Source organism: Rhizobium sp. WW_1 (genome assembly GCF_003610155.1).
Taxonomy (GTDB): domain Bacteria; phylum Pseudomonadota; class Alphaproteobacteria; order Rhizobiales; family Rhizobiaceae; genus Rhizobium; species Rhizobium tropici_A.
The window spans coordinates 26169-53157 of the sequence record NZ_RAIN01000024.1; the positions used below are offsets into that span (position 1 = coordinate 26169).

General features: G+C 59.1%; 24 protein-coding genes. 15 read left to right on the forward strand and 9 right to left on the reverse strand.

The genetic code is table 11. The features are described 5' to 3' along the window. Positions 1 to 37: 37 nt before the first annotated feature. A complete protein-coding gene (locus BJ928_RS34755; RefSeq protein WP_047636316.1) occupies positions 38 to 940 on the reverse strand; it encodes a substrate-binding domain-containing protein in 903 nt (300 codons plus the stop codon). 356 nt (positions 941 to 1296) lie between these two features. Here BJ928_RS34755 and BJ928_RS34760 point away from each other — a divergent pair, with 356 nt between their 5' ends. From BJ928_RS34760 to BJ928_RS34775, 4 genes are all read left to right on the forward strand, one after another. Continuing rightward, complete coding sequence (locus tag BJ928_RS34760) at positions 1297 to 2325, forward strand: LacI family DNA-binding transcriptional regulator (RefSeq protein WP_047636278.1); 1029 nt, start codon at positions 1297 to 1299, stop codon at positions 2323 to 2325. Between the two features lie 299 nt (positions 2326 to 2624). Next, complete coding sequence (locus BJ928_RS34765; RefSeq protein ID WP_047636276.1) at positions 2625 to 3359, forward strand: GntR family transcriptional regulator; 735 nt, start codon at positions 2625 to 2627, stop codon at positions 3357 to 3359. A 12-nt stretch (positions 3360 to 3371) separates the two neighbouring features. Beyond that, positions 3372 to 4220 (forward strand): sulfite exporter TauE/SafE family protein, encoded by an 849-nt coding sequence (locus BJ928_RS34770; RefSeq protein ID WP_047636275.1) that lies wholly within the window; start codon positions 3372 to 3374, stop codon positions 4218 to 4220. Between the two features lie 9 nt (positions 4221 to 4229). Continuing rightward, positions 4230 to 4550 carry a DUF1634 domain-containing protein gene (locus BJ928_RS34775; RefSeq protein WP_047636273.1) on the forward strand — a complete coding sequence of 107 codons (321 nt, stop codon included), beginning with the start codon at positions 4230 to 4232 and terminating at the stop codon, positions 4548 to 4550. Between the two features lie 116 nt (positions 4551 to 4666). Here BJ928_RS34775 and BJ928_RS34780 read toward each other — a convergent pair whose 3' ends face one another. The 6 genes from BJ928_RS34780 to BJ928_RS34805 all read right to left on the reverse strand — a co-directional run bounded on the left by BJ928_RS34780 (position 4667) and on the right by BJ928_RS34805 (position 14034). Then, positions 4667 to 5896 carry a c-type cytochrome gene (locus BJ928_RS34780; RefSeq protein WP_245432727.1) on the reverse strand — a complete coding sequence of 410 codons (1230 nt, stop codon included), beginning with the start codon at positions 5894 to 5896 and terminating at the stop codon, positions 4667 to 4669. Then, positions 5893 to 7659, reverse strand: coding sequence for a GMC family oxidoreductase (locus tag BJ928_RS34785; protein ID WP_047636271.1), 1767 nt, complete (start codon positions 7657 to 7659; stop codon positions 5893 to 5895). Before BJ928_RS34785 ends, BJ928_RS34780 begins: the two co-directional genes overlap by 4 nt. 10 nt (positions 7660 to 7669) lie before the next feature. Continuing rightward, positions 7670 to 8425, reverse strand: coding sequence for a gluconate 2-dehydrogenase subunit 3 family protein (locus BJ928_RS34790; RefSeq protein WP_047636314.1), 756 nt, complete (start codon positions 8423 to 8425; stop codon positions 7670 to 7672). 503 nt (positions 8426 to 8928) lie between these two features. Further along, positions 8929 to 12024, reverse strand: coding sequence for an efflux RND transporter permease subunit (locus BJ928_RS34795; protein ID WP_047636269.1), 3096 nt, complete (start codon positions 12022 to 12024; stop codon positions 8929 to 8931). Then, a complete protein-coding gene (locus BJ928_RS34800) occupies positions 12021 to 13058 on the reverse strand; it encodes an efflux RND transporter periplasmic adaptor subunit (RefSeq protein ID WP_245432729.1) in 1038 nt (345 codons plus the stop codon). Before BJ928_RS34800 ends, BJ928_RS34795 begins: the two co-directional genes overlap by 4 nt. A gap of 304 nt (positions 13059 to 13362) precedes the next feature. Beyond that, positions 13363 to 14034: a response regulator transcription factor gene (locus tag BJ928_RS34805; RefSeq protein ID WP_047636267.1), complete on the reverse strand. Its 672-nt coding sequence runs from the start codon at positions 14032 to 14034 to the stop codon at positions 13363 to 13365. A 135-nt stretch (positions 14035 to 14169) separates the two neighbouring features. Here BJ928_RS34805 and BJ928_RS34810 point away from each other — a divergent pair, with 135 nt between their 5' ends. Both BJ928_RS34810 and BJ928_RS34815 read left to right on the forward strand, forming a co-directional pair. Then, positions 14170 to 14853, forward strand: a complete 684-nt coding sequence (locus tag BJ928_RS34810) for a response regulator transcription factor (RefSeq protein ID WP_047636266.1) — start codon at positions 14170 to 14172, stop codon at positions 14851 to 14853. Beyond that, positions 14840 to 16183 (forward strand): ATP-binding protein, encoded by a 1344-nt coding sequence (locus BJ928_RS34815; protein ID WP_245432731.1) that lies wholly within the window; start codon positions 14840 to 14842, stop codon positions 16181 to 16183. The genes BJ928_RS34810 and BJ928_RS34815 overlap by 14 nt, the downstream gene beginning before the upstream one ends. A 193-nt stretch (positions 16184 to 16376) precedes the next feature. Here the strand turns inward: BJ928_RS34815 and BJ928_RS34820 are convergent, their stop codons facing one another. Beyond that, complete coding sequence (locus tag BJ928_RS34820) at positions 16377 to 17282, reverse strand: LysR family transcriptional regulator (protein ID WP_047636310.1); 906 nt, start codon at positions 17280 to 17282, stop codon at positions 16377 to 16379. Between the two features lie 219 nt (positions 17283 to 17501). On the opposite strand from BJ928_RS34820, the gene BJ928_RS34825 reads away from it, so the two are divergent. From BJ928_RS34825 to BJ928_RS34865, 9 genes are all read left to right on the forward strand, one after another. After that, positions 17502 to 18458 (forward strand): dihydrodipicolinate synthase family protein, encoded by a 957-nt coding sequence (locus tag BJ928_RS34825; RefSeq protein ID WP_047636263.1) that lies wholly within the window; start codon positions 17502 to 17504, stop codon positions 18456 to 18458. A 22-nt stretch (positions 18459 to 18480) separates the two neighbouring features. Then, complete coding sequence (locus tag BJ928_RS34830; protein ID WP_047636262.1) at positions 18481 to 19026, forward strand: 3-hydroxyanthranilate 3,4-dioxygenase; 546 nt, start codon at positions 18481 to 18483, stop codon at positions 19024 to 19026. A gap of 68 nt (positions 19027 to 19094) precedes the next feature. Further along, the gene (locus BJ928_RS34835; protein ID WP_047636261.1) at positions 19095 to 20264 is read left to right on the forward strand and encodes an ABC transporter substrate-binding protein; all 1170 of its coding nucleotides are present in this window, start codon (positions 19095 to 19097) and stop codon (positions 20262 to 20264) included. Positions 20265 to 20358: 94 nt separating this feature from the next. Beyond that, entirely contained in the window at positions 20359 to 21273 is a 915-nt protein-coding gene (locus BJ928_RS34840) for a branched-chain amino acid ABC transporter permease (protein ID WP_047636260.1), read from the forward strand. Between the two features lie 2 nt (positions 21274 to 21275). Then, a complete protein-coding gene (locus tag BJ928_RS34845; protein ID WP_052227990.1) occupies positions 21276 to 22247 on the forward strand; it encodes a branched-chain amino acid ABC transporter permease in 972 nt (323 codons plus the stop codon). Beyond that, positions 22244 to 22999 carry an ABC transporter ATP-binding protein gene (locus BJ928_RS34850; protein ID WP_047636258.1) on the forward strand — a complete coding sequence of 252 codons (756 nt, stop codon included), beginning with the start codon at positions 22244 to 22246 and terminating at the stop codon, positions 22997 to 22999. The genes BJ928_RS34845 and BJ928_RS34850 overlap by 4 nt, the downstream gene beginning before the upstream one ends. Then, positions 22993 to 23694 (forward strand): ABC transporter ATP-binding protein, encoded by a 702-nt coding sequence (locus BJ928_RS34855; protein ID WP_047636256.1) that lies wholly within the window; start codon positions 22993 to 22995, stop codon positions 23692 to 23694. Before BJ928_RS34850 ends, BJ928_RS34855 begins: the two co-directional genes overlap by 7 nt. After that, positions 23681 to 24487 (forward strand): aspartate dehydrogenase, encoded by an 807-nt coding sequence (locus BJ928_RS34860; RefSeq protein WP_047636254.1) that lies wholly within the window; start codon positions 23681 to 23683, stop codon positions 24485 to 24487. Before BJ928_RS34855 ends, BJ928_RS34860 begins: the two co-directional genes overlap by 14 nt. An 18-nt stretch (positions 24488 to 24505) precedes the next feature. Then, a complete protein-coding gene (locus tag BJ928_RS34865) occupies positions 24506 to 25396 on the forward strand; it encodes an alpha/beta hydrolase (protein WP_063769484.1) in 891 nt (296 codons plus the stop codon). A 37-nt stretch (positions 25397 to 25433) separates the two neighbouring features. Here BJ928_RS34865 and BJ928_RS34870 read toward each other — a convergent pair whose 3' ends face one another. Continuing rightward, positions 25434 to 26858 carry an NAD-dependent succinate-semialdehyde dehydrogenase gene (locus BJ928_RS34870; protein WP_120296810.1) on the reverse strand — a complete coding sequence of 475 codons (1425 nt, stop codon included), beginning with the start codon at positions 26856 to 26858 and terminating at the stop codon, positions 25434 to 25436. Between the last annotated feature and the right edge of the window lie 131 nt (positions 26859 to 26989).

Below are 26989 nucleotides of genomic sequence, written 5' to 3' on the forward strand. Positions count from 1 at the left end.
ATGACCGCGGCGGCCAAGGGCCGCCGCGAAACATAATTTACTTCGTCTCGCCGTCCTTGGTCACGACACCAGGCACGATCGGCTGCTTGGCCGGAACGGTCTCGCCCTTGATAACCTTGACGGCGGTTTCGACGGCAACCTTGCCCATCTGGTCCGGATACTGAGCGATGACGCCAACCATGACCGGATCGTTCTTGACGGCGTTGCGCGCCTCTTCCATGCCATCGAAGCCGATGACCTTGACCTGGCTCTCGAGCTTGGCCGCCTTGACGGCGGAAGCAGCAGCAAGTGCAGCGTCATCACCGAAGCCGAAGATGCCGACGATGTCGGGGTTGGCCTGCAGCATGTTCTGCGCAGCAGCCAGTGCTTCCGGACGCGTGATGCCGGTCTGGATGGCGGCGATCTTGATGTCCGGGTACTTTTCCAGACCCTTCTTGAAGCCCTCGACGCGGTCGACGACCGACTGAACCGTCGGATAGTCGATGACCGCGACCTTACCCTTGCCGCCGATGGACTTCGCCATCAGCTCGGCAGCCTTCTCGCCGCCGGCAAAATTGTCGGTGCCGACGAAGGAGGTAACGTCGGCATCGATAGCCGGAACGTCGACGGTAATGACCTTGATACCGGCCTTCTCAGCCTTCTTGATCGCCGCGCGCACGCCCTTGCTGTCAACAGGCGAGATGACGATGACATCAACGCCCTTGGTGATGAAATCCTCGACGTCGGCGAGCTGCTTGGACAGATCCTGGTTGGCGATGGCCACTTCCAGCGGCACCTTTTCCGCCTCGGCTTCCTTCTTCATCGCATTGGCAAGCGAGATGTAGAACGGATGCTGCTGCGTCAGGAGCGACGCGCCGATGCCGGCTGCGGATGCAACGCTTGCCATCAAGGCAAGGGCCGCGCCGGAAAGAAGAATACGACCGAGCGTTTTGCGAAGCATGATTTCCTCCAATTGCCGGCCTTGCCGGCTGCTTTGAAATTCTTGAAGCCATCCTGCCGGTTCGCGGCCGAAGCCGCTTTTCCTCTTCCTGCACAGGACCAATTCACCCATATCGGGCGACGCTCCTATCGCACCGATTAGACATCGCGTCAATCAATTTATTTACACGTGGAAAAATCTTATATAAACGGAAATCTGTTTGTAACGTCCGATTTGGCGGCTATACATGCAAGATGCAGTTGCGGCGTTGCGGAAGGCACATGCCATCCCACTGATAGGCATAAAGAATTATTTTTACGCATGATAAATGAGCGCGTCAGAACGCGCCTGAACCGTTACGAACCTCGAAAGCGACCATGAGCGAGAGCAAAATCCGGACGATGGAAGAGTTCGCGGCGGCAAGCGGGCTTTCCCGCCCGACCGTTTCGAAATATTTTGACAACCCCGAAAGCGTGAAGCCCTCCACCCGCGCCCGGATCGAGAAGGCGCTGAAGGATTACGATTATCGGCCGAACATTTTCGCCGTCAGCCTCAACCGCAAGAACCCGAAGAATATCGGGTTGATCGTTCCGCACATCTCGGACCCCTTCTACGCCGAGATCGTGCGTCAGATCGAGATGCGCTGCTTTGCGGAAGGCTATTGGACGATCGTTCTGTCTTCCCACGGCGAACGGAAGCTCGAGGCGCGCGCCATGCGCACGCTACTGTCGCTGAATATCGCCGGCGTTCTGATGGCGCCGCTTGGCTTCGAAACCGATGCCCGCCTGCTCGAAAACCTCGCCGACGCAATGCCGACGGTCTTCCTCGACAATAGTATCGGCGACCGCCCCTTCGTCGGCACGGACAACCGTCAGAGCATCGGCAACATCACCGAATATCTCTGCAGAACAGGCGAACATCCATGTTTCCTGGAGATGCCGGCCGTCAACCAGAACGCCCTCGAACGACGGAACGCCTACATCGCAACGATGGAACGACTGGGGCTGGAGCCAGTCACGTTAGCGATCCCGCCGAAGGACTGGAATTTCGAACAATTGGGCTATGAGGCCGCCGGACACATGTTGGATGGCTCCGGCTTTCCGACGCGAACGGTCCTTTGCGCTAACGACCGCCTCGCCTTCGGTGTCATCGCGGCTGCCTTCGAGCGACGCCTGCGCGTCGGACATGACAGCGATTGCCACCTGAGAGTAGCGGGGCATGACGACCATCCACTCAGCCGCTTCACCTGCCCGCCGTTGACGACCATGGCCCAGGACTACCGCGGTATCGCGGCTGCCGGCATTGACATGCTGTTTTCGACGATAGGCGGAATGCCGGAACAACCCAGTGGCCACGGCCGTACGACGCATCTGGAAGCACGGCTCATCATGCGACAATCAGCATAAACGAGATTATCCGGCTGTTCGGCCACTGCATTTGATGGCTCAGGTCTAACGTAATTTGCTCGGCTCAACTGCCGAGTGGTTGCAGATGAATCTATCGGCGCAGGCCCCTCAATGCCTTCAATCCTCGCCCAAAGCTCTAGACGCCGATGGACTTGGCAGGCGCTTTGCCGTTGTGCGGGATCGCCAGCGCGTGCTGCCAGATCAGCGGACACATGCGGCGTTGGCACTGCGAAAGTTGGAGGCGCAGGAAATATCTCTCATAGATTGACATAGGGTCGTAATGACGTCATGATGTCTCTATGTCATCTTTTGAAGAAATCCCTCGCTACGCTCAGATCGAGACTATCCTTGCTGAAGAGATCGCCGGCCGACGACTAGCATGCGGCCAGCAATTGCCGCCGGAAGATCAGTTGGTGGAGAGGTTTGGCGCAAGCCGGACCACGGTTCGAAAGGCAATAGAGAATCTCGTTGCGCGCGGCCTGGTCGAGATCCGGCGCGGCAAAGGCACCTTCGTCAGCGAACCGAAAATCACGCAGGAACTCACCGAGCTACGAGGTTTTGCCGAGGATATGGTGCTTCTCGGACGCCATCCGACGGCACGTCTGCTTTCGAAAGAACGCGTCCCCGCTCCCAAGGATGTGGCAACCTATCTCGAGCTGTCGCAGGGAGCGCAGGTCTGGCGGATCGAGCGGGTGCGCCTTGGCGACGGCGTACCGATGTCGTTCGACGAAACCTATCTCCCTCTGGAGATCGGCGAGAAAGTGGTCGCCAACGATCTTGAGGCAGAACCGATATTCGATCTGCTCGAGCGCAAATATGGCCTGCCGCTGATCGAGGCGCGCTACCAGCTCGAAGCTACGACCGCAGATGCCAGGGTGGCAGCCGGCCTCAATATCGAGGCCGGCAGTTCGATCTTTCTGATCGAACGAACTTGCTATGTCGAGCGTAACCGGCCCGTCGACTACGAGAAGCTCTACTACAGAGGCGATCTCATTCGTTTCTCGACGCGCCTGTCGCGCCGCCCGCGCAGTTGACCGGGAGGCACCTTGTCCGTCGAAACGATCCTCTGGTTGTTCGTCGTATCGTTTGGCTCCAGCGCCTTGGGTGGCGTGCTCGGGATGGCAAGCGGTATCTTTATCGTTGCAATCCTGACCCTGTTCTTCGGCATCGACATCCATATGGCAATCGGGGCAAGCATCGTGTCGGTCATCGCCTGCTCTTGTGGGAGCGCAGCTCCCTTCCTGCAGGCTCGCCTGATCAATGTGCGACTTGCTCTCGTCCTGGAAACCGCAACGACGCTGGGGGCGCTCACCGGTGTCCTACTGATCGGGATCATTCCGACTGCCTTTCTTTATGGGCTGTTCGCATTGATCCTGATGGTATCCGCCCAGCAGATGTTCGCTCGCCGCGGCGACGCGATTGCGAGTTTCATACCATCTAGGCGCAGCTGGGGAACGCTGTTGCGGCTTCATTCGAGCTTTCCAGATCATGCCCTCGGCAAGGACGTCGCCTATCACGTCGCCCGCGTCCCGCTCGGCTTGGCGCTGATGTATGGCGCTGGATTGGTTTCGGCGCTGCTCGGCGTCGGATCGGGCGTGCTGAAGATCCCCGCCATGGATAGCGCCTTGCGCCTGCCGATCAAGGTTTCGACGGCAACCTCAAACTTCATGATCGGCGTGACGGCGGCGGCAAGCGCCGGAGCCTATTTCATGCGCGGAGACATCGATATCGACATGGCCGCACCTGTGGCGCTCGGCTCCGTGCTTGGCGCCCTGCTCGGTGCACGGCTGTTGATGGGTCTGTCGGCCGACAGGCTGCGCCTGTTCTTCGTATTCGTGCTGGTTTTGCTCGCAATCGAAATGTTGCTCGCCGCCTTCGGCGTGCACTTTGTTTGAGGTGCCGGAATGACGGAGCATGCTGAGGACGAACGTCTTGGCCGAGCCTTGGCCGCATTGTTGTGGTTCGGCACGTGGGCAGCATCGGCTCTGATCGCCATCGGCATCGGCGTCGAAGCAATACAGCGCGTACCTGACATGAGCACCAGCGCCCTTGCCGGCTATGCAATCGTAAAAGCGGGAGTGGCGCTCTTGATCATGCTGCCAGCCGCGCGCGTACTGATGCTGTTTGCGGTGTTTGTGTATAGACGTGATCGCATCTACGCGCTGATCGCGGCATGTATACTCGCAATCCTGGGCGCCGGTGTCGTCATCGGCCTATACACATAGTGTGGCGACGCCGGAGACACGTCGATTGCCGATCGCGGCCAGCCAGCATGCTATTTCGCTTCGCCATCGACATTTCCGCAACCCTTATCTCCCGGATATGGTCGATGACTCCTGATTTAGTTCTGGGCACTTCCCCTGATATCGCTGACATCAGATGCATTCACCGGAGCGGCGGCATTGCCCCAACTGTTGCGAACATAGGTCAAAACGTCGCTGACCTGCTGGTCGTTGAGCCTCCAGGCGAATGACGGCATGGCAGGCGTCGTCTGCTTGGACGGAGTGTAAACAGCCTGACTTCCCGCCAGCACGACATGGGCGAGCGTCTCCGGGCTCGGCTGCTGAACGAGGCTATTGCCGGCTAGCGCCGGGAATAGCGGCATGGCTCCTTTCCCCTCCTGACCGTGACAGGCGGAACAGGTATCGTGGTAGATTGCAGCGCCTGCCACCATGCGCGCATCATCCGCCTTCAAGGCTGTCGGCTTGTCCGTCGAACCCGGCGAAAGGCTTTTCAAGTAGACAGCGATCGCCTTCAGATCCTGCTCCTTCATCAGCGACGTCGATTGCGCGATCGCCTCCGCCATCGGCCCAGAGGCAATGGTCTTGTCCGTCGAACCCGTTTTCAGATAGGTGACGATCTCATCCTCGCTCCAGGAGCCGATACCGATATGCGGATCTGCCGTGATATTTGGCGCATACCACCCTTGCAGCGAAGCTCCCTGAAGGAACTGAGAATCCTTGTCAGCCCCGAGGAACGACTTCGGCGAATGGCATGTCGCACAATGGCCCGGTCCCTGCACCAGATAGGCGCCTCGGTTCCATTCGGCCGTTTGCTTCTCATCCGCCACGAAGGGTTGCGGATCGAAATTCAAGAGGTTCCACCCCCACATCGATAGCCGGATATTGAGCGGGAACGGCAATTGATTGGCGACGACCTTGTTCTTCACCGGCTGCAGCGTCGTGAGATAGGCCCACATATCGGACAGATCCCTATCCGACATCTTGCTGTAGGCCGGATAGGGCATGGCCGGATAAAGCCGGATGCCGTCGTGGCCCGTGCCAGTCTTCATCATGCGGATGAAATCGGCCTCGTTCCAGTTGCCGATGCCGGTTTCCTTGTCGGGCGTGATGTTCGGCGGCACGAGAGCGCCGAAGGGCGTCTGTAACGCCTCGCCGCCGGCGAAAGGCTGCCCGTCCTGTTTGGTGTGACAGGCCGCGCAATCACCCAGAACCGCCTGGTAGCGGCCGTTGATGACGCGGTCCGCCAGATCGGTAGAGTCTGCCAAAGCGGCATTCACGGAAATCGAGAGGGCGCCGAATGCGATCAGAATGGAGAGTTTCTTCATCATGCTGACACCAGGGGAGCGCCGGGGTTGCGGAGATATTTGGTCCGGATCGCGTCCGCGGCAATGAAAGCCAGCGCACCGACCGTCCCCGTCGGATTTTTGCCGGCATTGTGGGCAAATGCGGAAGCACCGATGACGAACAGGTTCGACACATCCCAGTTTTGCAGATAGCGATTGACGACGCTGGTCTTCGGATCGGTGCCCATGATCGCGCCGCCTGTATTATGCGTGCTCTGGTAGGGCACCGAATCCCAGCCCTTCTTGCGGCGGGCGCCGTTGTATTGCCGGCCACCCAGAGCCTTGGCGATATCCTCCATCCGATCCGAAACGTAATCCGACATTTTGAGATCATTGTCGGGGAAATCGAAAGTGATACGCAGCAGTGGCCTTCCAAACCGGTCGCTATAGGTCGGGTCGAGGTCAAGATAATTGCCTTGCGTCGGATAGCTCGAGCCCTGCGAACTGTAGGTCATCGTACTCTTGTAGGCTTGGGCGGTCGCCGCCTTCCATTTCGCCCCCCAACGCGGCGTGCCGGGTGGCACCGGGCGCATCGCGATCGGCCTGCCATTGGTGGGAATGCAATTGATCCCGGCGCCGCCGACGAAATTGACCGAGCCATGATCGAAGGCGTCACCATTGAAATCGTCGACCGTCTGGCCGAGCGCGCCGGAGGCTATGAACGGATTGAAATTCTTGTCGTCAAAAAAGACCTGCATACCGGCATTGGTCTGATAACAGTAGTTGCGCCCGACGGCTCCTTCGCCGCTGTTGGGATCATAAGGCTTGCCGATGCCGGACAGCAGCAGAAGACGCACATTGTGGAGGCCGTAGGCGCATAGCAGCACCATATCGGCCGGCTGGAAATACTCCTCGTCGGACGTGTCGACATAGGTGACGCCTTTGGCCATCTTGCCGGAGCCATCGAGATCGATGCGCAGTACCTCGCTATCCGTGCGCAACTCGAAATTCTTCTTCTTCATCAGCACCGGCAGGATCGTCGTCTGCGCGCTGGCTTTGGAATAGTTGGCGCAGCCAAAGCGTTCACAGAAGCCGCAAAGAGTACATTCGCCCATCGCGATGCCGAGCGGATTGATGTAGGCCTTCGAGAGGTTCGCCGACGGTGTCGGGAACGGATGATAACCAAGCTTACGGGCGGCATCGGCAAAGAGTGACGGCGCATAGCTCATCTGCATCGGCGGCAGCGGATAGTCACGTGCTCGCGAATCTTCGAAGGGATTGCCGCCTTCCTGGATCCGGCCCTTGATATTCCCCGCCTTGCCGGAAATGCCGGCCAGATATTCGAACTTGTCGTAGAAGGGTTCCATCTCCTCGCCGGTAACGCCCCAATCCTGCAACTGCAGACCATCGAACTTCGCCGCGCCGTAACGCTCGGTCAAATGCGACTTGATGCGGAAATCGCTGTCCCAGAAGCGCCAGGTATGGCCATTCCAGTGGACGCCTGCGCCGCCGACGCCGTTGCCGGGCAGGAAGGAGCCATAGTCGCGCATCGGCAAAGCCGTCTGCGAGAGATTGTTGCGCATCGTCATCGCCTCGACGCGCGGCTGCAGGAAAAGATCGCGGCGAATTCCGTAGCGCAGTTCGTCCTGCACATAGCCGATGTTGAAATCGGTCGCGGTATCGCGCCAGGGGCCGCGTTCGATCGCGAGAACATCCAATCCCTGCTCGGTCAGTTCATGGGCAAGAATGGCGCCGGTCCAGCCGAGACCGACGATGACGACATCTTTACGAGGAAGAATTTTTGTCATGGTTGGCCTCCTACTTTTCCGCCCAGAACGGCTGGCTTGCAATGGAAATCGGCGGATGCGGATAGGTCTCATTGAACTTGCTGACGTGATCACGGTAATCGTAGCGCGCGCCGGGAAAACCGATCATCTTCCACGACGCCATGTCTTTATTGCCGCCATAGACGGGATCGGCGAAAAAGCCCTCCATGATGCTGCCGAGAATAACGTTGAACAGCGCCTTGCCGTCGACATCGTTGTCGAGCTTGATCTTGCCGGCCTCCAGATCCGTGAGGAAGGCGTCCTGTTCGTTAGGGGAAAGGTCGGCGAAGGCCTTTCCACCCTTGTTCTGCTTCAAATAGGTGTCGATCGCCGCCAGTCCCTTGCGATAGATCTGGGCTGGATTGTCTGCTCCCTGATACCCTTGGGTCGGCAAGCCTGGCAGGAACGGCCCCTGCGTATAGAGGCGGCTGGAATTGCCGTAGGAGCCCGCCAGCTGGCGGTCGAGATAGACAGCGCAGCCTGCCTCCTTGCCGCCAATGCTGAGACCGTCGGGCGGGATCATCCGATCCGCGATCGCCTCGATGGTGCGCGCCTCCTGCTCGGTGAAGAACTTCCAGCCGCCCGGCATCACCTGTCGCGGCGGATCGGCCGCGTAGGATGTCCAGGGAAGATTGCCACCCACATAAGATCGCGCCAACACCGGGCCGGCGCTTCCGGCAAGAACAGTCAGGGCGACGGAGGAAAGGAAACGGCGCCGCGACAGGCGCTTGGGACAGAGTTCGGACACTGGGGGCTCCCGATTGGCAAGATGATGCAGACTGTCTTCGGTCGAACGTCGGAAACGCCACCGGCCGCCATCGCAATCATCCAGCGCGGGCGACCGGCAGGGATGCAGGATCGGCAGAGCGCCGATTCTACCTTCAATATACATGGCCTTTGTGATGAGTCACATACATAATATGAATGAAGGTGAGCAAAGGCGTCTTCGAAACTTGAGCTTTCCGGTTGATTTTTAAGAAACAATAGCCACGGAAGCAGTGGCGCCCTCCAGATCACATGCTCGCCGGAACGGTTAGCTATGGTAAACAGACCCTTGCCTAACCTTGGCTGCGACCACCAACCTTAGAGCGCGAAGGAACGTTTGGACGGCATTGATGATCGAGGAAAAAGGCGCGGCCGATTGCGCGGGCTTGCGAGCAATATGAACGCCGCGGGCCTAAATTGCACATCACCTCATCCCGGCGATGAGCTGCTTCTTGGACGCACCTGGTTCCGCAGGCCATAGCCCAATCAAAATGACCCGATTGCAGCCTGCAAATGCGATGGTTGCCTTGCAGCGCTGCCCCGCAACCTATCGAAGGCCAGATAGATGACGGGTGTGGTAAACAAGGTCAGCACCTGCGAGACGACCAGCCCTCCGACGATGGCGATACCAAGGGGAACACGCAATTCGGACCCGGGTCCTGTACCCAATGCCAGCGGGATCGCGCCGAACAGTGCGGAAAGCGTTGTCATCATAATCGGACGGAACCGCAGCATACACGCCTGACGTATAGCTTCCTGCGGCGACAAATTCTGCACTCGCTCGGCAACGAGCGCAAAGTCGATCATCATGATCGCATTCTTTTTGACGATGCCGATCAGCAAGATGATGCCGATCATCCCCATGATGGACAGATCGAGATTGGCCAGTTTCAAAGCCAGCAAGGCTCCAAGTCCCGCGGATGGCAAGGTGGAGATGATCGTCAGAGGATGGACAGCACTTTCATAGAGAACGCCGAGCACGATATAGACCGCGACGATGGCCGCCAGAATGAGCCAGGGTTGGCTTTGCAGCGAGTCCTGGAATGCCTGCGCCGTCCCCTGGAACGTGCCGATGACCGTTGCAGGCATGCCCGCGCTGGTCTCTGCGGCTTTAATGGCTGTGACCGCGTCACCAAGCGAACTGCCGGGCGTCAGGTTGAAGGAGATCGTCGTTGCCGGAATGGACCCTTGATGGTTGATGGATACCGGGAGAACGCCCGTTCTCAATGATCCAAGTACGCTCAGCGGAATGAGCTTTCCGGTGGTCGAAGACTTTACGTAGAGATGCGACAGCGCCTCCGCCGACAGGGCGAACTGCGGCGCGAGCTCCATCACCACATGATATTGGCTGACCTGGGTGTACATGGTCGCGACCTGTCGCTGTCCGAAAGCATCGTAAAGCGTCTGATCGATCTGGGAAACGCTCACACCGAGCCTGGACGCCGTCGAGCGATCGATATTAAGCGTAAGACTGGTCGCTGCCTTCTGCTTGTCGGAAATCACGTCCTGGATTTCCGGGAGACCCTTCAGGACCTTGGTCATCGCGGCTGCCCACTTGTCGAGCTCTGCCGTGTCAGGGTCCTGAAGCGTATATTGATATTGCGATGCTGATGCACGTCCGCCGATCTGAACGTCCTGGCGAACCTGCAGACCGACGGTCAGCCCCTCCAATCCCATGGTCGCCGTGCGAAGACGCGAAAGAACCTGCGGTGCCGGGCTTCTCGTACCGATCGGCTTCAGATTGATTTGGATCTGGCCAACGCTGGCCGACGGACTGGGATTGATCCAGTAAGCGACGTTATCGACAGCCGGATCGGCCATGACGATATGAGCAAGCCCTTGCATCTTCGTCGACATGTCCGCAAAGGATATGTCTGTCGCGGCTTGCGCCTGCCCTTGCAACCATCCCGTATCCTGCTGCGGTATAAAACCCTTCTGGATTGAGATGTAGAGCCAGCCTGTGACGATCATCGTCGCAAGCGCAATGAGTAAGGTGATGGATCGGAAGCGAAGGACGATATCGAGCGCTCGTCCGTATCCCGCGGTGCATCTTTCGAAAAACGCCTCCGACCAGCGGAAGAATGCTCCATGCGGCCTGTCGCGATCGTGCTTGATCAACCACGCGCACATCATCGGTGTAACCGTCAGGGAAACAAGCCCCGATATGATGATTGCAACGCTGATCGTAACGGCGAATTCACGAAAGAGGCGACCGACAATGCCGCCCATGAGAAGGATCGGGATAAATACCGCAACGAGCGAGACGGTCATCGAAACGATGGTGAAACCCACCTCTCGTGATCCTTCGATAGCCGCTTCGAGCGTCGATTTTCCCTCTTCGACATGTCGCATCACATTCTCGATGACGACGATGGCGTCGTCGACGACAAATCCGACGGCAATCGTCAGTCCCATGAGGGAGAGATTGTCGAGGCTATAGCCCGCGAGATACATGATGCCAAAAGTACCGATCAGGGACAGCGGGATGGTCGCCGCTGGAATGATCGTCGCCCACAGGTTGCGCAGGAAGCTGAAAATCACCAGTACAACGAGGCCGATGGTAATGAGGATCGTCACCTTGACGTCATCGACGGAGGCCTGGATCATCCCGGACCTGTCTGCGACGACCGACAGCTTGATGCCGGCAGGCAGCCCCGCCTCCATCTGCGGCAGCTTGGCCTTGATACCCTGGATGGTGTCGAGCACGTTCGAACCGGCCATTTTATGGACATCCAGCATCACCGAGCGCGTGTCCTGCAGCCATGCCGCCTGATTGACGTCTTCCGGAGCCGACAGCACGGTCCCGAGATCCTCCGCTCGAATGGGCGAGCCGTTCTTATAGGCGATCACCATCGAGCGAAACGCTGGAACATCCATGATCTGATCGGTCGCATCGAGAACCGTGGTCCGTCCATCGCCCGTCAGTTGCCCCTTTGGCTGATTGACGGTCTGCGCACCGACAGCACTTCGGATATCTTCAAGCGTCAGCCCTCGCGCTGCAACCTTGTCCGGATCAAGCTGAATACGGATCGCCGGCCGCTGCGGACCATGATAATCCACCAGCCCGACGCCATTCATCTGCGAAACTTGCTGCGCAATGATGTCTTCGGCATAATGATCGAGCTCGGTCGTCGGAATACGGTCGGATGTGAGCGCCAGTGTCAGGATCGTCGCCTCAGCCGGATTGCTCTTATGGAAGTCTGGAGCAGCCGGCAGGTCCTTCGGCAATTGGCCGCTTGCGGCGCTGATTGCGGCCTGAACGTCCTGTGCGGCGGCGTTGATATCCCTGTTGAGGTCGAATTGCAGCGTAATCGAGGTGCGTCCGGACGAACTCGTCGACGTCATCTGGGACACGCTTGAGATAGTCGAAAGCTGATTTTCCAGCGGTGTGGCAACAGATGTCGCCATCGTCTCGGCGCTTGCGCCGGGAAGGGAGCTCGAAATCTGGATTGTCGGAAAGTCGACCTGGGGCAGCGACGCGATGGGCAGCAGGCCGTAGGCAATCGAACCGACGATCAGGAGTCCGGCCGCCAGCAGACAGGTTCCGACCCTGCGTTGGATGAAGATTCGTGAAAGATTCATTGGACAGGCTCCTCGTCGGCGGCTGCCAGCTTCTTGCTGTCCGATCCTTGCGCTGAGACAAGCGTTCCATCGGTAAGTCGAGACTGACCAGAGGTAACGACGATGTCGCCGCCGGAGACGCCTTGCGTGATTGCGGTGAGACCCGAATAAGTGATTCCGGTGCTAACGGATGCGGTTGCAACCTTGTTGTCCGGCTTGACGACAAAGACATAAGGCCCTGTCTGTCCATTCTGTATCGCGGATGACGGCACGACCGTCGAATTCGGATCGGTGCGCAACGTTATGTTTGCGGTCACCAGCTCTCCGGGCCAAAGCGTCAGGTCGTCATTTGCAAACACAGCCTTCAGCTTCACCATGCCGGTCGACGAATCCACCTGACTGTCGATCGCACTCAGCTTTCCGTCGGCGAGGTGCTTGGCGCCATCGCGGCTGTATGCGGCGACGCTCAACTGGCCCTTTGCCTGACCCGCAATCAGCCCGGGAAGGTCATCCTGCGTCAGCGTGAATTCGACCGCGATGTGCCGCATCTGCGTGACCGTCACCACGCCAGTCGCATCGGTTGTACGCAGGATGCCACCCTCCTGCTGCTGGCGCAGGCCTACCCTGCCACTGATCGGAGCCGTGATGGTTGCGAATTCCAGATTGAGTTTCGCGGTATCGAGTGCAGCCTTTCCCGATGCGGCTGTGGCATCCATGACCTTGACTTGTGCTGCCGCAGTCTGCGCCGCCTGGGTCGTGCCACTGCCCGTGGTCGTCAGCTTCTGTGCCCGAGCCTCGTCGATCTTGGCCTGGTCGAGCTGGGCGAGCTCCTTGTCGTAATCGGCTTCCGCCTGTGCGACAGCCGCCGCGTAAGGACGGGGGTCGATGGTTGCAAGGATATCGCCGGCCTTGACATCTTGCCCCTCGACAAAAGCGATGTGCTGAAGCTGACCATCGACGCGGACCTTCACGTCCACTGCGGTCAAAGGCGAGACCACGCCGAGACCACCGCGCACAACCGGCAGGTCCCTTACCTCTACTTTGGAAGTCTGCACCGGAACCGGCGCATGCTCAGCTGCCGCCGCTTTTGTTTTACTCAAAACGACCTTGGGCTGAGAAACGGTGTAGAAAGCAACTGCCGCCGCTCCGATCAACGCGCAGAACCCGATGAGGTAAACCCTCTTATTTGACCTGTTTGACCCTGTTCGGGAGCGATCCACCGCAAAACTCCATCAAGCACCATTAATTACACGGCGAGACGAGGCCTTGCCGAGCGATGCTTGCGAATGTGATGGATCACAGGTGGCGAGCAATTCGCGCCAGAATGAAATTTTTTTTATGTTTCCCGGCGGCGCATGATTATGGCCTGATCATATATCCCGCGCCGGGAACCGTAATGATCATGCTTGTCGATGCGACCATATCGATCTTCTTGCGCAGCCGATGGACGCGCATGTCGACGATGTTGCCGCGCGGATCGAAGTCATAGTCCCAGGCGGCCTCCAGCAACATCGACCGGGTTACGACAGAACCTGCATTACGCATAAGTGCCTGCAGAAGAAGGAACTCCCTGAACTGCAAGTCGATGGTGTGTTCGTGCCTGCGGGCGATCCGCCGCCGGATGTCGAGCGACAGGTCACCGACCACCAAAGTATTTTCATAGGCATCGCCGATGAAATGCTTTGTAATCGCCTCGATGCGAGCGAGAAGTTCCGAAAAGAAGAAGGGTTTCGCCAGATAGTCGTCACAGCCGGCCCGCAAGCCCTCAACACGATCCATTGCGCTTGCCAGCGCACTCACCATGATCACGGGCACATTGACATTCGTCGCCCGAAGGCGCCGTACGAGCTCGATACCATCAAGCTTCGGCAGCAGGCGGTCGACGATCAACCCGTCATAAATCAGCTCCATTGCAAGCGCGAGACCGAGTTCGCCATCGCTCGCAACGTCGACGACATGCCCGGATTCTGAAAGCCCTCGCTTTAGATAGGCCGCACTTCGGTCATCATCTTCAACTACCAGTAGGCGCATTCAACCCTCGTTGAAGACGGTATATCATCACGAGCGCTCGCGAACATGAAATTGATTTCATGTTCGGGCGAACGAACATTCAGCATTGATTATCTAGATAATACGCAAAAATTAGTCAGCTTTCGTGGAGGAAATGTGTCGAAGATACTCGTGGTCGAGGACGATCCGGGGACCGCATCCGAAATCGAGGCAGCACTTGTTGATCACGGCTGCACCGTCACGCAGGCACCCGACGGTCGGGATGGTCTCGTCAAGGCCGTTTCAGGTACGTTCGATGCGATCGTCTTGGATCGAATGTTGCCCGGAACACTCGACGGTCTTGGACTACTGGCAGCCCTAAGAGCAGCTGCGGTGCAAACACCCGTTCTCATTTTGAGCGCCCTTTCTGCGGTCGACGAGAGAGTCCGCGGCCTTAAGGCGGGCGGCGACGACTATTTGACAAAGCCGTTCGAAGCGCTTGAACTGACGGCTCGACTGGATGTTCTCATGCGCAGGCGTACCGTTGCCAGCCAGGAGACGGTGCTGCGCGTCGGTGATCTCGAAATCAACCTGCTGACGCATACCGCAAGCCGGGCCGGCAACGTTATCGATCTTCTACCAAGGGAATACCAGTTGCTTGAATATCTTGTCCGGCATTCGGGCCAAATCGTCACCCGCACGATGATGTTCGAGGAAGTATGGCATTATCGCTATGGCGAGGCGACAAATGTCATCGACGTCCACATCAGCAAACTTCGCAAGAAGCTCGATCTGCCCGGCCTCGTGCCAATGATCCGGACGCTTCGTGGCTCAGGCTATGTTCTCGATGCGATCAATTGAACTCTTTCGAACGAGCGGGTTCCGGCTGGCGCTTGTCTTCCTTCTCGTGTTCGGCGCGGCCGCAGGCGCGCTGTTTTTGTTTGTCGACTGGCAAATGCAGAGTTTTCTCGACCAGCGAAGCGATGAGTGGCTTACCCGCGAAATGCAATCACTCCAAAGCCTGTCCGAAGACGCGGTCCTTTCTCGACTGGCAGTCCGAAGTAAAGACCCGACGAATGCCGAGCGGCCATTCTCCCTCTTCGATCGGAGCGGCAAGTTGATTGCGGGCGTTTCCCTCTCCTATCCCGATCACGCTGTTTTCGATGCTCCCTTCGATTTCGCCGACCGCAGCGCGGCCAGGAGGGACCATTATCGAGGGCTGCTGCGTCATCGGGCCGATGGCACCGCCATTCTCGTGGCGCAAAGCCTGCATGAGCAACGCGAGTTTCGCGAACGCCTCGAAAACGCGACGCTATTCGCATCGCTTATTACCGCAGTTTTCGGGCTTGCAGGTGCCATCGCCGTCGGTGTCGGCGCGGTTCGCCGCCTGGATGCGATGTCTGACGCAGCTGCGCAGATCGTGAAAGGCGACCTCAAGCAGCGGCTGCCGACAGGCCGAGCCGGAGGCGACATCGATCGTCTCGCCAATGTCGTCAACGAGATGCTCGACGAAATTGAGCGCCTGATGCAGGAAGTCAAGGGCGTCTGCGACAACATCGCTCATGACATGCGAACGCCCCTCACGCGCCTTCTCGCCAGCCTTGAACGAGCACGCCGGCGGGCCACCAGCATCGACGAATATCACAGTTATGTCGATGAGGCGCTTGATGAGATCCGCGGTATTCTCAAGACGTTCGGCGCGCTTCTACGGATCTCCGAGGTCGAAGATGGCCTCAGAAGATCGGGCTTCGTAGACATCGACGTGAAGGCGATCGCACGCGATGCGGTTGATTTCTTCGAGCCAGCGGCCGACGAATCCGGCGTTGCCCTGGCATATCACTCGAGCAATAACGAGCCGGCCATCATCTCTGGTGACCCCAGCCTGATCTTCGAAGCGATAGCCAACTTGATCGACAATGCGATTAAGTTCACGCCGAGAGAAGGGCGGGCGGTCGTGGAAGTCGAAGGCAATGGTCACGTTGTGACCGTCACGGTCGAGGATACCGGCATCGGGATACGCGCAGAGGACGCCGACGCCGTGCTGCGCCGCTTCTACAGAGCCGAGAAAAGCCGACATGCCCCCGGCAACGGCTTGGGATTAAGCCTCGTCTCGGCGATAGCGAGACTGCACGGCATGCGTTTGGAAATCACGACGCCGGATATAGGCACCCGTGTTCGGCTCGCAACATAAACGTCCATGCCGATAGATTTTGAAAGATGAAGGGCTCTTGAAAGGAATCGAGCCTTCGACCGGGCCTGACTCACACGCCGGCTGGCATAAGCGGCTATTGTGGAACGTGAAGTGTTGATGTTGATTGCTCTGATGATTGGATGCTTCTTGCCACCAAGGAAAAATCTGCGTGCAACACCGGCCTTGGATCGCGTCAAAGTATCTCCGGCACCATCTGACGCAAGATCTTCTTCAGCAAGGGACGCACGGCCGTCGTTCCTGGCGAGGGAATGCGATCACGCGCAGTAATGATACTTACCTGCCGCGTTAGCGCCGGGTTCGTGAGCGGGCGAGCGGCGACCCCCCTGCCATTCAAGGCAGCGAAGGCATAGGTCGGAAGCACGGCGACGCCGGCGCCACTTTCGACGAGCGAAAGAGCAGTGTGGATCTGGTGCACTTCCAGATGCGGGCGAAGAGGCAAGCCCGCAGTTTCAAACCCGATTTCGGTCAGAAGCCGGATGTTGCTTTCCCTAGTCAGCGTAATCACGTGCTGATCGTGCAGTGATTTCCATTCCACCTCCTCGACCGATTTGAATGGATGCTCCATTTGGATGAAGACCATCAAGCGGTCGCTGAGCACATGTTGACGGTCAATTCCTTCCTCGTCAGCATTGAAAGTCCCGATACCGATCTCGTACAGGCCGTTGCGCACGCGCGGAACGATCAAATCCGTGCCGACATCCTCAATGCGCAGCTTCAAGTTGGGATGAACTTTGCCGACCTCCTGCAACAGGCGTGGCAGGACCGTCGCACCAAGGAGCGGCGGCGCGGCGATGCGCACCAGCCCCGTTCGTAGATCGCTGAGGTCGCGCACCGATTCCACGGCCCGCTCAATTTCGGCCAGCCCCGGCAATACTCCGGCGGCGAAGATCTGGCCCGCCTCGGTCAATTCAACTCGCCTTGTCGTACGATCGAAGAGCCGGGTACCCAATAACGCCTCCAGATCGTGGATTGCGTGGGACACGCCTGCCTGACTCGTGCGCAATCGCTCGGCCGCGCGAGAAAAATTCCCCAGTTCGACGACGGCTTGGAAGCACTTGACTTGACGCAGATTTATCATCAGCCGATCCATACTGAATTCAACATGAATATATGCATATTTCGTCGGTTCTTGAATAAAAAAATCTACGGCTTAATGGATCGAAGAACAGGATATTGCCGAACGGGCCGGACGCCAGAACTATCGTCTCGCAACGCGCGGGCGCGGCAGTTTAATGGTCGTGCCGCCATGCCATCCTGAGGATGATTTCCCGGCCATCCGGGCGATCGAGGAGGACAAATGAAATACGACCGCAAGGACGCCAAGGCACACTCGCGCGCAACGATGCGCGGGATCTGGGCTGCAGCCAACACGCCATTCCAGGGAGACGGCACCCTCGACGAAGACGGCTTCCGCCGCAACATGCATCATTGGATTACCGAGCTCGCTATTGACGGCTTCTTCATTGCCGGAAAGCAGGGCGAGTTCTTTTCGATGTCCCTGGACGAGCGCAAGCGGCTGTTCGACCTCTCCGTCGAAGCGGCGGCTGGCCGGGCGCAGACAATCATGTCCTGCTCAGACCAGAACATGGATGTCGTTATCGAGCTTGCAAAACACGCCCAGGCCTGCGGCGCCGACTATATCGTCGTCCATGCGCCGATCCTGCATTTCGCCAAGGCGCAGGACGAAACATTGACGCGCTACTACGAAACCATCGCTTCTAAAGTCGATATCGGCATGGCGCTCTGGTCGCATCCCGATAGTGGCTACCTGATGAGCCCGGAACTCTGCAACCGTCTCGCCGATATCGAGACGGTGGTCGCCATCAAATATTCCGTCCCCCGCGACATGTACAAGAAGCTCACGGCGCTTGCGGGCGATCGCATTCTGGTCTCTACCGCCTCCGAGGAAGAGTGGCTGGATAATGTTCTGGAGCTCGGCTGGCAGCTCTATCTCTGCTCGTCGCCGCCTTACACCTTGCAGACAAAGGTCGATCGCCGCATGCGGGATTACACCGACCTCGCTTTTGCCGGCAAGGCTGCCGAGGCAAAAGCCGTGAGCGCCAGCCTCCAACAGGTCCGCGATGCCTTCAAGCGGTCGCGTCCGGCCGAGAAGCCGCACGCCCACCAAAAATACTGGCAGGAACTTCTTGGTCAAGCGGGAGGTCCGGTGCGCGCGCCGCTGCTCGAGCTCACCGAGACAGAGAAGCGCCTGACCCGCGAGGCCTTCGAACAAAGCGGATTAAAACTGGGCTGATCTCGAAAAGGGAGGAACGACAATGACCAGACTGAGCGCATTCAACCTTCAAAAATGGATCGAAGAACACCGCCATCTCTTGCAGCCGCCCGTCGGCAACCAGCAGATCTGGAAGGATGGCAACCTGATGGTGACGATCGTCGGCGGCCCGAACCGCCGCACCGACTATCATGACGACCCGTCCGAGGAGTTCTTCTACCAGCTCAAGGGCGACATGGTGCTCAAGCTCTATGACGGCAAGGAATTCTACGACGTACCGATTCGCGAGGGCGACGTCTTCCTGCTGCCGGCTCATATCCGTCATTCGCCGCAGCGCCCGCAGGAAGGCTCCATCGGTCTTGTCATCGAGGCGGTCCGGGAGGAAGGCGCTCTCGATGCGGTCGAATGGTATTGCTTCGAATGCACAACTTTAGTGCACAGAGCCGAGGTCGATCTGGAATCTATAGTTGACGACCTTCCTCCGCTCTATGCAAAATTCTACGCAGACGAGAAACTTCGCACCTGCCCGAAATGCGGAACGGTCCATCCGGGCAAGACACCGCCGGAAGGCTGGGTAAAATTGCAATAAATTCTGCCGGGGGAGAGGCGGAAAATAACGATCGAAACAAATGCAATAACGAAACAATGGGGAACCCTATGAAACTCAGGACTACACTCTTTGCGTTGACCGTTGCGCTTGCCAGCGCAACGGCGGCGTTCGCGGCCGATCCGGTCAAGATCGGCGTGATCACCACCCTGTCCGGTCCGGGCGGCTATCTCGGCCAGGATGTTCGAGACGGCATGAAGCTCGCGATCGACATGGAGGGTGGCAAGCTCGGCGGCGTTCCCGTCGAGCTGGTCGTCGAGGACGATGCCAACAAACCCGCCAATGGCCGCCAGATCGCCGAAAAAATGATGGGCGACGAAAAGATCAAGCTTCTGACCGGCATCATCTTTTCCAATATTGCCGGGGCCGTGGTGCCCGACGTCGTGGACAATGGCGCGATCTATGTCAGCGCCAATGCCGCCCCCTCCAATCTTGCCGGCCCGGACTGCAATGCGAACTACTTCGTTGTCCCCTGGCAGAACGACTCGCTGCACGAGGCTTCCGGCATTGCGGCAAAGGAACTCGGCTACAAGCGCGCCTTTATCCTGGCGCCCAACTATCAGGCAGGCAAGGACGCGCTGAACGGCTTCAAGCGCACGTTTGGCGGCGAAATCGTCGGCGAAGTCTACACCCAGCTCGATCAGACCGACTATTCCGCCGAAATGGCGCAGATCCGGGCGGCGAAGCCTGATGTCGTCTTTCAATTCCATCCGGGTGGCCTCGGCATCGCCTTCCTTCGCCAGTATCAGCAGGCAGGCCTGCTCGGCCAGATCCCGATGGTGCTTTCAGAGCCCTCGAGCGACGCAGTCGTGTTGAAGAGCCTCGGCGACGCGGCCGTCGGCCTGAAGGTCACCTCACACTGGAGTCCGGATTTTGATAATGCCGCCAGCAAGGAGCTGGTCGCAAAGTGGAAAGCCACCTATCCGGATCGGCCTTTGACCACATACGGCACCCAGGGCTATGACGTCGCTCGCCTGATCGCCTCCGCACTCAAGGCGACCGGTAGCATCGACAACATCGATGCCTTCCGCGCCGCGCTCAAGAAGGCTGACTTCCAGTCCGTCCGCGGCAAGTTCAGCTTTGGCTCGAACCAGCATCCGGTGCAGGATTGGTACCTGCTCGAGGTGGTCAAGGGTCCCGACGGCGTTCCGACAACCAAGACAGTGCGCAAGCTCATCGAAAATTACGGCGACATCCACGCCAAGGACTGCAAGCTCTGATCCATAAGCGAAGACCCGGACATCATCCTTGGTACCCCGGGTTTTCGCGCATTGGTTTCACTCTCTGCTCGACAAAAGGTCACCGGACCACGCAATGACCCTTATCCTTGAACAATTGCTCAACGGCCTTCTCTATGGCGTGATGCTGTTTCTGATGGCTGCGGGGCTAACCCTGATCTTTGGCATCATGGGCGTCATCAATCTTGCCCATGGCTCGCTTTACATGGTGGGAGCCTTTGCCGGCGCGTGGGCAGCGAGCGCCACCGGCAACTTCTGGCTCGGACTGCCCGCGGCGCTGGTCGCCTCGACGGTGGTTGGCATCATCGTCGAGCTTGGCGTCATGCGCCGGCTTTACGAGAGAGACCATCTCGACCAGGTGTTGGCCACCTTCGCTTTGATCCTCATCTTCAATGAGCTGACGGTCTTGCTGTTCGGCCGACAACCGATCTTCCTGCAACTCCCCGACATGCTGTCGCAACCGATCGAACTGCTTCCGGGACTTCTTTATCCCCCCTTCCGATTGCTGATAATTCTCGTCGGCCTCTTGGTGGCTTTAGGGCTTTATCTGCTGATCAACCGCACGCGCATCGGCATGCTGGTTCGCGCCGGCTCGACCAACCGCGACATGGTGCGAGCGCTCGGTGTCGATATCAGGCTGCTCTACACCTTGATTTTCGGGCTAGGGTCGATGCTGGCCGGTCTTGCCGGCTTCATGATGGCGCCGGTTGTGAGCGTACAGGTGGGCATGGGCGAGCAGATCCTGCTTGCGACATTCGTCGTCGTCGTCATTGGCGGCGTCGGATCGGTCAAGGGTGCTTTCGTCGCCGGCATCACGCTCGGTGTGCTTGATACCGGGCTCAGAGCCTTCATGCCGGGATTGTTGCGGCACCTCATGGCGGGCCCCGATGCCGATGCTTTGGGGGCCGGTATCTCGTCCATGGGCATATACCTTTTGATGGCGATCGTGCTGCTCGTTCAGCCGAAGGGCCTGTTTCCGGCGAAAGGTTGACGATGCGCCGCATATTTCTCAGTTTCATTGTCGTCGCCTGCCTGGCTGCCCTGCCCTTTGTCGCGCCGGCGATCGGCCAGCCGGCACTGCCGAGCCTGGTCGCGCGCGTGATGATCTACGCGATTGCCGCCGCGAGCCTCAATCTCGCACTCGGCGCCGGCGGCATGGTGTCCTTCGGTCATGCCGCCTTTTTCGGCATCGGCAATTATGTCGTCGGCATCCTGTATTATCATCACGCGGAAGGCGTGCCGCTGTTCGGCTTCATACCCGGCACGGACCAGTTGCTGATCACCCTGCCCGTCGCGATTCTCGTCTCCGGCCTGCTCGCGCTCGTCATCGGCGCCCTGGCGCTGAGAACCGGCGGCGTGCAGTTCATCATGATCACGCTTGCCTTCGCTCAGATGCTGTTTGCCTTCTTCGTCTCGCTCAAAACCTATGGCGGCGACGACGGCATCATCGTGCGCAACGCCAATACGCTCTTCGGTATCGGCCTGCGCGACAAGACGGCGGTGTACTTCGTGATCCTTGCGGTCGCGGTCCTCTATTTCCTCTGGCTGAACCGCGTGCTCGGATCTTCCTTCGGCACCATGCTTGCCGGCATCCGCCAGAATGAAAAGCGCATGATGTCGCTCGGTATCGAGCCCTTCCGCTACAAGCTTTACGCCTTCGTGCTCTCAGGCATGGGAGCAGGGCTTGCCGGCGCGCTCATGGCGGTCTTCATGCGGTTCGTGAGCCCCGACACGCTTGCCTGGACCAAGTCCGGCGAGCTGATGATCATGATCATACTTGGCGGGGTCGGCACCTTTGTCGGCCCGATTTTGGGCGCCGCAGCCTTTACCCTTCTGCAGACCTATCTGGCGGGCTGGACGGAGCATTGGCAACTTGTCCTCGGCATCCTTCTTCTCGTCGTGGTTCTCGGCACCAAGGGCGGCATCCAGGGCCTTCTCGCACGATTTCGAGGGAGCGCGGCATGACGACGATCCTTGAGACGCAACAACTGGTTAAGCGCTTTGCCGGGCTGACGGCGACGGACAAGGTCAGCTTTTCGCTCCAGGAGGGGCATATTCATGCCCTGATCGGACCGAATGGTGCTGGAAAATCGACGCTGATCCACCAGCTGTGCGGCAATCTGCTCCCCACCGAAGGCCGGATCATTTTCGCGGGACAAGACATCACCCGGCTGGCACCGGCTGCGCGTGTGAAACTCGGGCTCGGACGCACCTTCCAGGTAACGAGCCTGCTCGGGGAGTTCACCGTGCGGCAGAACATTGCCGCGGCTGTCCAGGTGCGGCTCGGCCGCAATCTACGCATACTTGATCGCATGACGGCGCGCCACGACGTATGGGAAGAGGCCGATGAGTTGCTCGGTCGCAGCCCACTCGGCAAACGCGCCGACATCGTCGTCGACGACCTCTCGCATGGCGAACGAAAACAGCTCGAGCTTCTGGTCTCGCTGGCCGGCCGACCAAAGGTGTTGCTGCTCGACGAGCCCATGGCCGGCCTTGGCCATGCCGAAAGCCAGGACATGATCGACGTGTTGCGGGACCTTCGCGGCAAGGTGACGATCCTGCTGGTCGAGCACGACATGGACGCCGTATTTGCGCTCGCCGACCGCATTTCCGTGCTTGTTTACGGGCGGATCATCATGACCGGCAACGCCGAGGAAATTGCCGCGAGCGCAGACGTGCGCGAGGCCTATCTCGGAAACGAGGACGAACTATGCTGAGTGTCGAAGGACTTCAAGCCGGCTATGGCCACAGCCAGGTGCTGTTCGATGTCTCGTTCGAAGTGGCCAAAGGCGAATGCGTCACCTTGATGGGTCGCAACGGCATGGGAAAGACGACATCGATCAAGACGATCATGGGTCTCGTCCCTGCACGCGGCGGCAGGGTGACGATCGGCGGCCAACCGATCACCCGACAACCGCCGGAGCGTGTGGCGCGGCTCGGCGTTGGCCTCGTGCCCGAAGGACGCCAGATCTTTTCGACACTGACCGTTCGGGAGAATCTCGTGGCCACCGCCGCCAACCGGCAGAAATACGCAGACGGCTGGACGCTGGAGCGGGTGTATGCGCTGTTTCCGCGCCTGCGCGAACGCGCCGAGCAGGCGGCCGGCACGCTTTCCGGCGGCGAACAGCAGATGCTCGCCATAGGCCGGGCCCTGATGACCAATCCATGGCTTCTCATTCTCGATGAGGCGACCGAGGGGCTTGCCCCGGTCATTCGCGCGGAAATCTGGGATGTCATCGGAAAATTGCGTACAGCCGGTCAGGCGATCCTCCTTGTCGACAAGAATCTCGCCGTGCTGAAGCGGCTGGCCGATCGGCATTATATTATCGAGAAGGGACGAAGCGTCTGGTCGGGCAACGGCGCCGATCTCGATCGGGATTTTCAGCAGGTGCAGGGTTATGTCGGAATCTGAAGCGATCTGTCTTGTCGGCTGGGGAGCCATCAATCAGCGCGTCGCCTCGCTTCTGGCGGACCGCCACTCTCCCGTTGCTATCGTTGCGGTGGCCGTCCGCGATCTGGAGCGTGAGCGCGTGGCGTTGCCTGCCGGCGCACGGCTGATCAAAGAGCCCGGCGATCTTGCGGCGACAGGCGCGACACTGGTCGTCGAAGCGGCGGGGCGAGCAAGCGTGCTACCCTTTGCCCGCGCGGCGTTTTCGGCCGGCATGGATTTTGCGGTCTCCTCCACCTCCGCCCTGACTGATGAGACAATTCTGTCCGAGCTGGTGGCACTTGCCGAGATCCAACGCCGGCAGCTGCTGGTGCCCCCAGGCGCGCTCGGTGGCATCGACGCGCTTGCGGCGGCATCCAGGCTCAATCTCTCAGGCGTCGAGCATCGCATCGTCAAGCCTACAAAAGCCTGGCGCGGGACGGCGGCGGAGGAGCTTTGCGACCTCGACGCGCTACAGGCGCCGTTCTCCTTTTTCGAAGGGACCGCGCGCGAAGCGGCCGACCGTTTCCCGCAGAATGCCAATGCGACAATTATCACCTCGCTTGCCGGCATCGGCATGGATCACACGCGCGTGACGTTGATTGCGGATCCGCATGTCGAGCTCAATGCCCACGAAATCCATGCGGAGGGCGATTTCGGCAAGCTTGAGATCCGCTTGCAGAACCGGCCCCTGGCGACCAATCCGAAATCATCCGAGATGACCGCGCTCAACATTGTCCGATTGATCGAAAACCGGGCCGGCGGCCTCGTCCTTTAATATCCCCATGAGGAGGAAATGATGAACCGCTTCGCCAATACGCTGATTGCGGAGGGAAGCTGGCCGCGAGAACGGCTGGATGTCGACTACAATGCACGTGCCACCGTCGGCGACCGCTTCCCGGATGAGATGCGCGCCTATCGCGAGACATCTGACGAAGTCCGGGGCGATTGGTTGCGCTTTGGCGATATCGTCTATGACGACGAAAGCCAGCAGACGCTCGATATTTTCGGACCGCGCCCCGACACCGCGCCGCGCCCGGTCTTCCTCTTCGTGCACGGCGGCTATTGGCGGGCTTTGTCGAAATACGATTCCGCGATGATGGCCGGCATGCTGGCCAAGGCGGGTATTATGACTGCGGTCGTCGACTATCGTCTTGCGCCGACGGTCAGCCTCTCGCAGATCGTCCGCGAAGTCCGCACGGCCCTCGCCTTTCTCTGGCGAAACGCAGACCGCTACGGCATCGATCGCGACCGTATCCATATCGGCGGCAGCTCAGCCGGCGGACACCTTACTGGCATGCTGCTGGCTGGAGGATGGCATCAGGATTTCGGCGTGCCGGAAAACCTTGTGAAATCAGCCTTGCCGATGAGCGGCCTATTCGAACTTGCGCCGCTGGCGGCCAGCTTTCCGCAGGAATGGCTTTCGCTCGATGAACAGCAGATCGACAGCTTGAGCCCAATTCGGCATCTGCCGCGACGCGGCTGCCCGGTATTGGTCGCATGGGCCGAGAAGGAGGCGCCCGGCTTCAAGCGCCAATCGGCTGCCTTTGCCGAAGCATGGAAGGATCTCGGCCATCCGGTACAGACGCTCGAAGTCCCCGAACGCAATCATTTCGACATCCTGATGGAACTGCGAAACGAGGAAACGGCCCTCTCTCAAGCATTGCTGACGATGGTAGGTGGCTGAGAGGCAACCACCTTCAACCCGTCTTCACTAATCGACATCAGTCGATGAGATGCGAGATATTCTTCGCGATCGTGTAGTGAAGGATGCCTTCCACTCCTCCCTCACGCCCAAGGCCGCTTTCCTTGACGCCGCCGAACGGCGTCTCGGCACGGGATGCTTCCAACGTGTTGATCGATACATTGCCGGCTTCAAGGCCGCGCGCGATGCGGTCGACATTGGCTGCCGAGCGCGCAAATCCATAGGCGGCAAGCCCGACGGGAAGCGCATTTGCTTGCTCAAGGGCCTCGTCTATCGAGCGCACCGGATTGATCAGCGCCAACGGGCCAAAGGGCTCCTCTTGCATGGCTCGCGCGCCTTCCGGAAGTTCCGCCATCACTGTTGGCGCGAAGAAATAACCGCGCCTGTCCAGCCTGTGACCGCCGCACAGGACCTTTGCACCCTTTGCGCGGCCGTCGTCGACGAGCGCCTGCAGCGCCTCGATACGGCGGTCGTTTGCAACAGGCCCCATCTGCGTCGCCGGATCCAGACCGTCCCCGACTTTGATAGACCGCGCCTTCTCGACGAAGGCCGCCGTGAAGCGATCATAGATGCTCTCGTGAACGAAGAAACGCGTCGGCGATGTGCAGACCTGGCCGGAATTGCGATATTTGCGGGTCGCACTTGCGATACCCGCAGCCACGGGGTCAGCGTCGTCACAGACAATCACGGGCGCGTGGCCGCCAAGCTCCATCAATGCCGGCTTCATATGCCGCGCGGCAATTTCGGTCAGATGCTTGCCGACGGCAGTCGAACCGGTAAAGGCGATCATCCGGATCTCGGGGCGGGGGATCAGGAACTCGGATATTCTGGCCGGAATCCCAAACACGAGATTGAGTACGCCTGGTGGCAGACCAGCGTCCTCGAAAGCGCGGGCGATATGCATGACGCCGCTTGGCGTCTCCTCGGAAGCCTTCATGATGACGGAACATCCAGAGGCAATGGCACCCGCAATCTTGCGTGCCGGTTGGCTCATTGGAAAATTCCACGGCGAAAAGGCAGCGACCGGGCCGATCGGCTCATGCACGACCATGTAACGGATACCCGGTTCGCTGGGGATCACGCGGCCATAGAGACGGACGCATTCGCCCGCATCCCATTCGAAGAACTCGCAACCGCGGACGACTTCGAGCCGCGCTTCCGACAACGACTTGCCGTTCTCCAATGTGATCGAACGGGCAATGTCCTCGATGCGCTCCCGCATGAGCGCACAGGCTTTGAGGATGATTTCAGATCGCTTCCACGGAGAGGTCTGGCTCCAGATCCGGAAGCCATCGCCAGCAGCAGCCAGCGCGTCCTCAAGATCCTCAGGGCCTGCGACAGCGACGCTTCCGATAACATCTTCGTTCGCCGGGTTTACGATCGGCAGCGTCTCCGGCGTCGATCTCCAGTTGCCCCCTATAAACAGCGAAACATCGGAATTCATCGTCATCTGGACACCTCCCCCACGCGAAATTTTCTGGTCCAGCAGTTGGACGTCCAATGGATGCAACTCATTCGATCATATAACAATCCACATAAATCGAATGAATTCATGCTGAAATCTGATAATTAGAC

What these genes read in the sequence shown, in the direction of transcription:
- BJ928_RS34755 (WP_047636316.1), bottom strand. Translation starts at nt 940, where the DNA reads ATGCTTCGCAAAACGCTCGGTCGTATTCTTCTTTCCGGCGCGGCCCTT.
- BJ928_RS34760 (WP_047636278.1), top strand. Translation starts at nt 1,297, where the DNA reads ATGAGCGAGAGCAAAATCCGGACGATGGAAGAGTTCGCGGCGGCAAGC.
- BJ928_RS34765 (WP_047636276.1), top strand. Translation starts at nt 2,625, where the DNA reads ATGTCATCTTTTGAAGAAATCCCTCGCTACGCTCAGATCGAGACTATC.
- BJ928_RS34775 (WP_047636273.1), top strand. Translation starts at nt 4,230, where the DNA reads ATGACGGAGCATGCTGAGGACGAACGTCTTGGCCGAGCCTTGGCCGCA.
- BJ928_RS34780 (WP_245432727.1), bottom strand. Translation starts at nt 5,896, where the DNA reads ATGATGAAGAAACTCTCCATTCTGATCGCATTCGGCGCCCTCTCGATT.
- BJ928_RS34785 (WP_047636271.1), bottom strand. Translation starts at nt 7,659, where the DNA reads ATGACAAAAATTCTTCCTCGTAAAGATGTCGTCATCGTCGGTCTCGGC.
- BJ928_RS34795 (WP_047636269.1), bottom strand. Translation starts at nt 12,024, where the DNA reads ATGAATCTTTCACGAATCTTCATCCAACGCAGGGTCGGAACCTGTCTG.
- BJ928_RS34805 (WP_047636267.1), bottom strand. Translation starts at nt 14,034, where the DNA reads ATGCGCCTACTGGTAGTTGAAGATGATGACCGAAGTGCGGCCTATCTA.
- BJ928_RS34815 (WP_245432731.1), top strand. Translation starts at nt 14,840, where the DNA reads ATGCGATCAATTGAACTCTTTCGAACGAGCGGGTTCCGGCTGGCGCTT.
- BJ928_RS34820 (WP_047636310.1), bottom strand. Translation starts at nt 17,282, where the DNA reads ATGATAAATCTGCGTCAAGTCAAGTGCTTCCAAGCCGTCGTCGAACTG.
- BJ928_RS34825 (WP_047636263.1), top strand. Translation starts at nt 17,502, where the DNA reads ATGAAATACGACCGCAAGGACGCCAAGGCACACTCGCGCGCAACGATG.
- BJ928_RS34830 (WP_047636262.1), top strand. Translation starts at nt 18,481, where the DNA reads ATGACCAGACTGAGCGCATTCAACCTTCAAAAATGGATCGAAGAACAC.
- BJ928_RS34835 (WP_047636261.1), top strand. Translation starts at nt 19,095, where the DNA reads ATGAAACTCAGGACTACACTCTTTGCGTTGACCGTTGCGCTTGCCAGC.
- BJ928_RS34840 (WP_047636260.1), top strand. Translation starts at nt 20,359, where the DNA reads ATGACCCTTATCCTTGAACAATTGCTCAACGGCCTTCTCTATGGCGTG.
- BJ928_RS34845 (WP_052227990.1), top strand. Translation starts at nt 21,276, where the DNA reads ATGCGCCGCATATTTCTCAGTTTCATTGTCGTCGCCTGCCTGGCTGCC.
- BJ928_RS34850 (WP_047636258.1), top strand. Translation starts at nt 22,244, where the DNA reads ATGACGACGATCCTTGAGACGCAACAACTGGTTAAGCGCTTTGCCGGG.
- BJ928_RS34855 (WP_047636256.1), top strand. Translation starts at nt 22,993, where the DNA reads ATGCTGAGTGTCGAAGGACTTCAAGCCGGCTATGGCCACAGCCAGGTG.
- BJ928_RS34860 (WP_047636254.1), top strand. Translation starts at nt 23,681, where the DNA reads ATGTCGGAATCTGAAGCGATCTGTCTTGTCGGCTGGGGAGCCATCAAT.
- BJ928_RS34865 (WP_063769484.1), top strand. Translation starts at nt 24,506, where the DNA reads ATGATGAACCGCTTCGCCAATACGCTGATTGCGGAGGGAAGCTGGCCG.
- BJ928_RS34870 (WP_120296810.1), bottom strand. Translation starts at nt 26,858, where the DNA reads ATGAATTCCGATGTTTCGCTGTTTATAGGGGGCAACTGGAGATCGACG.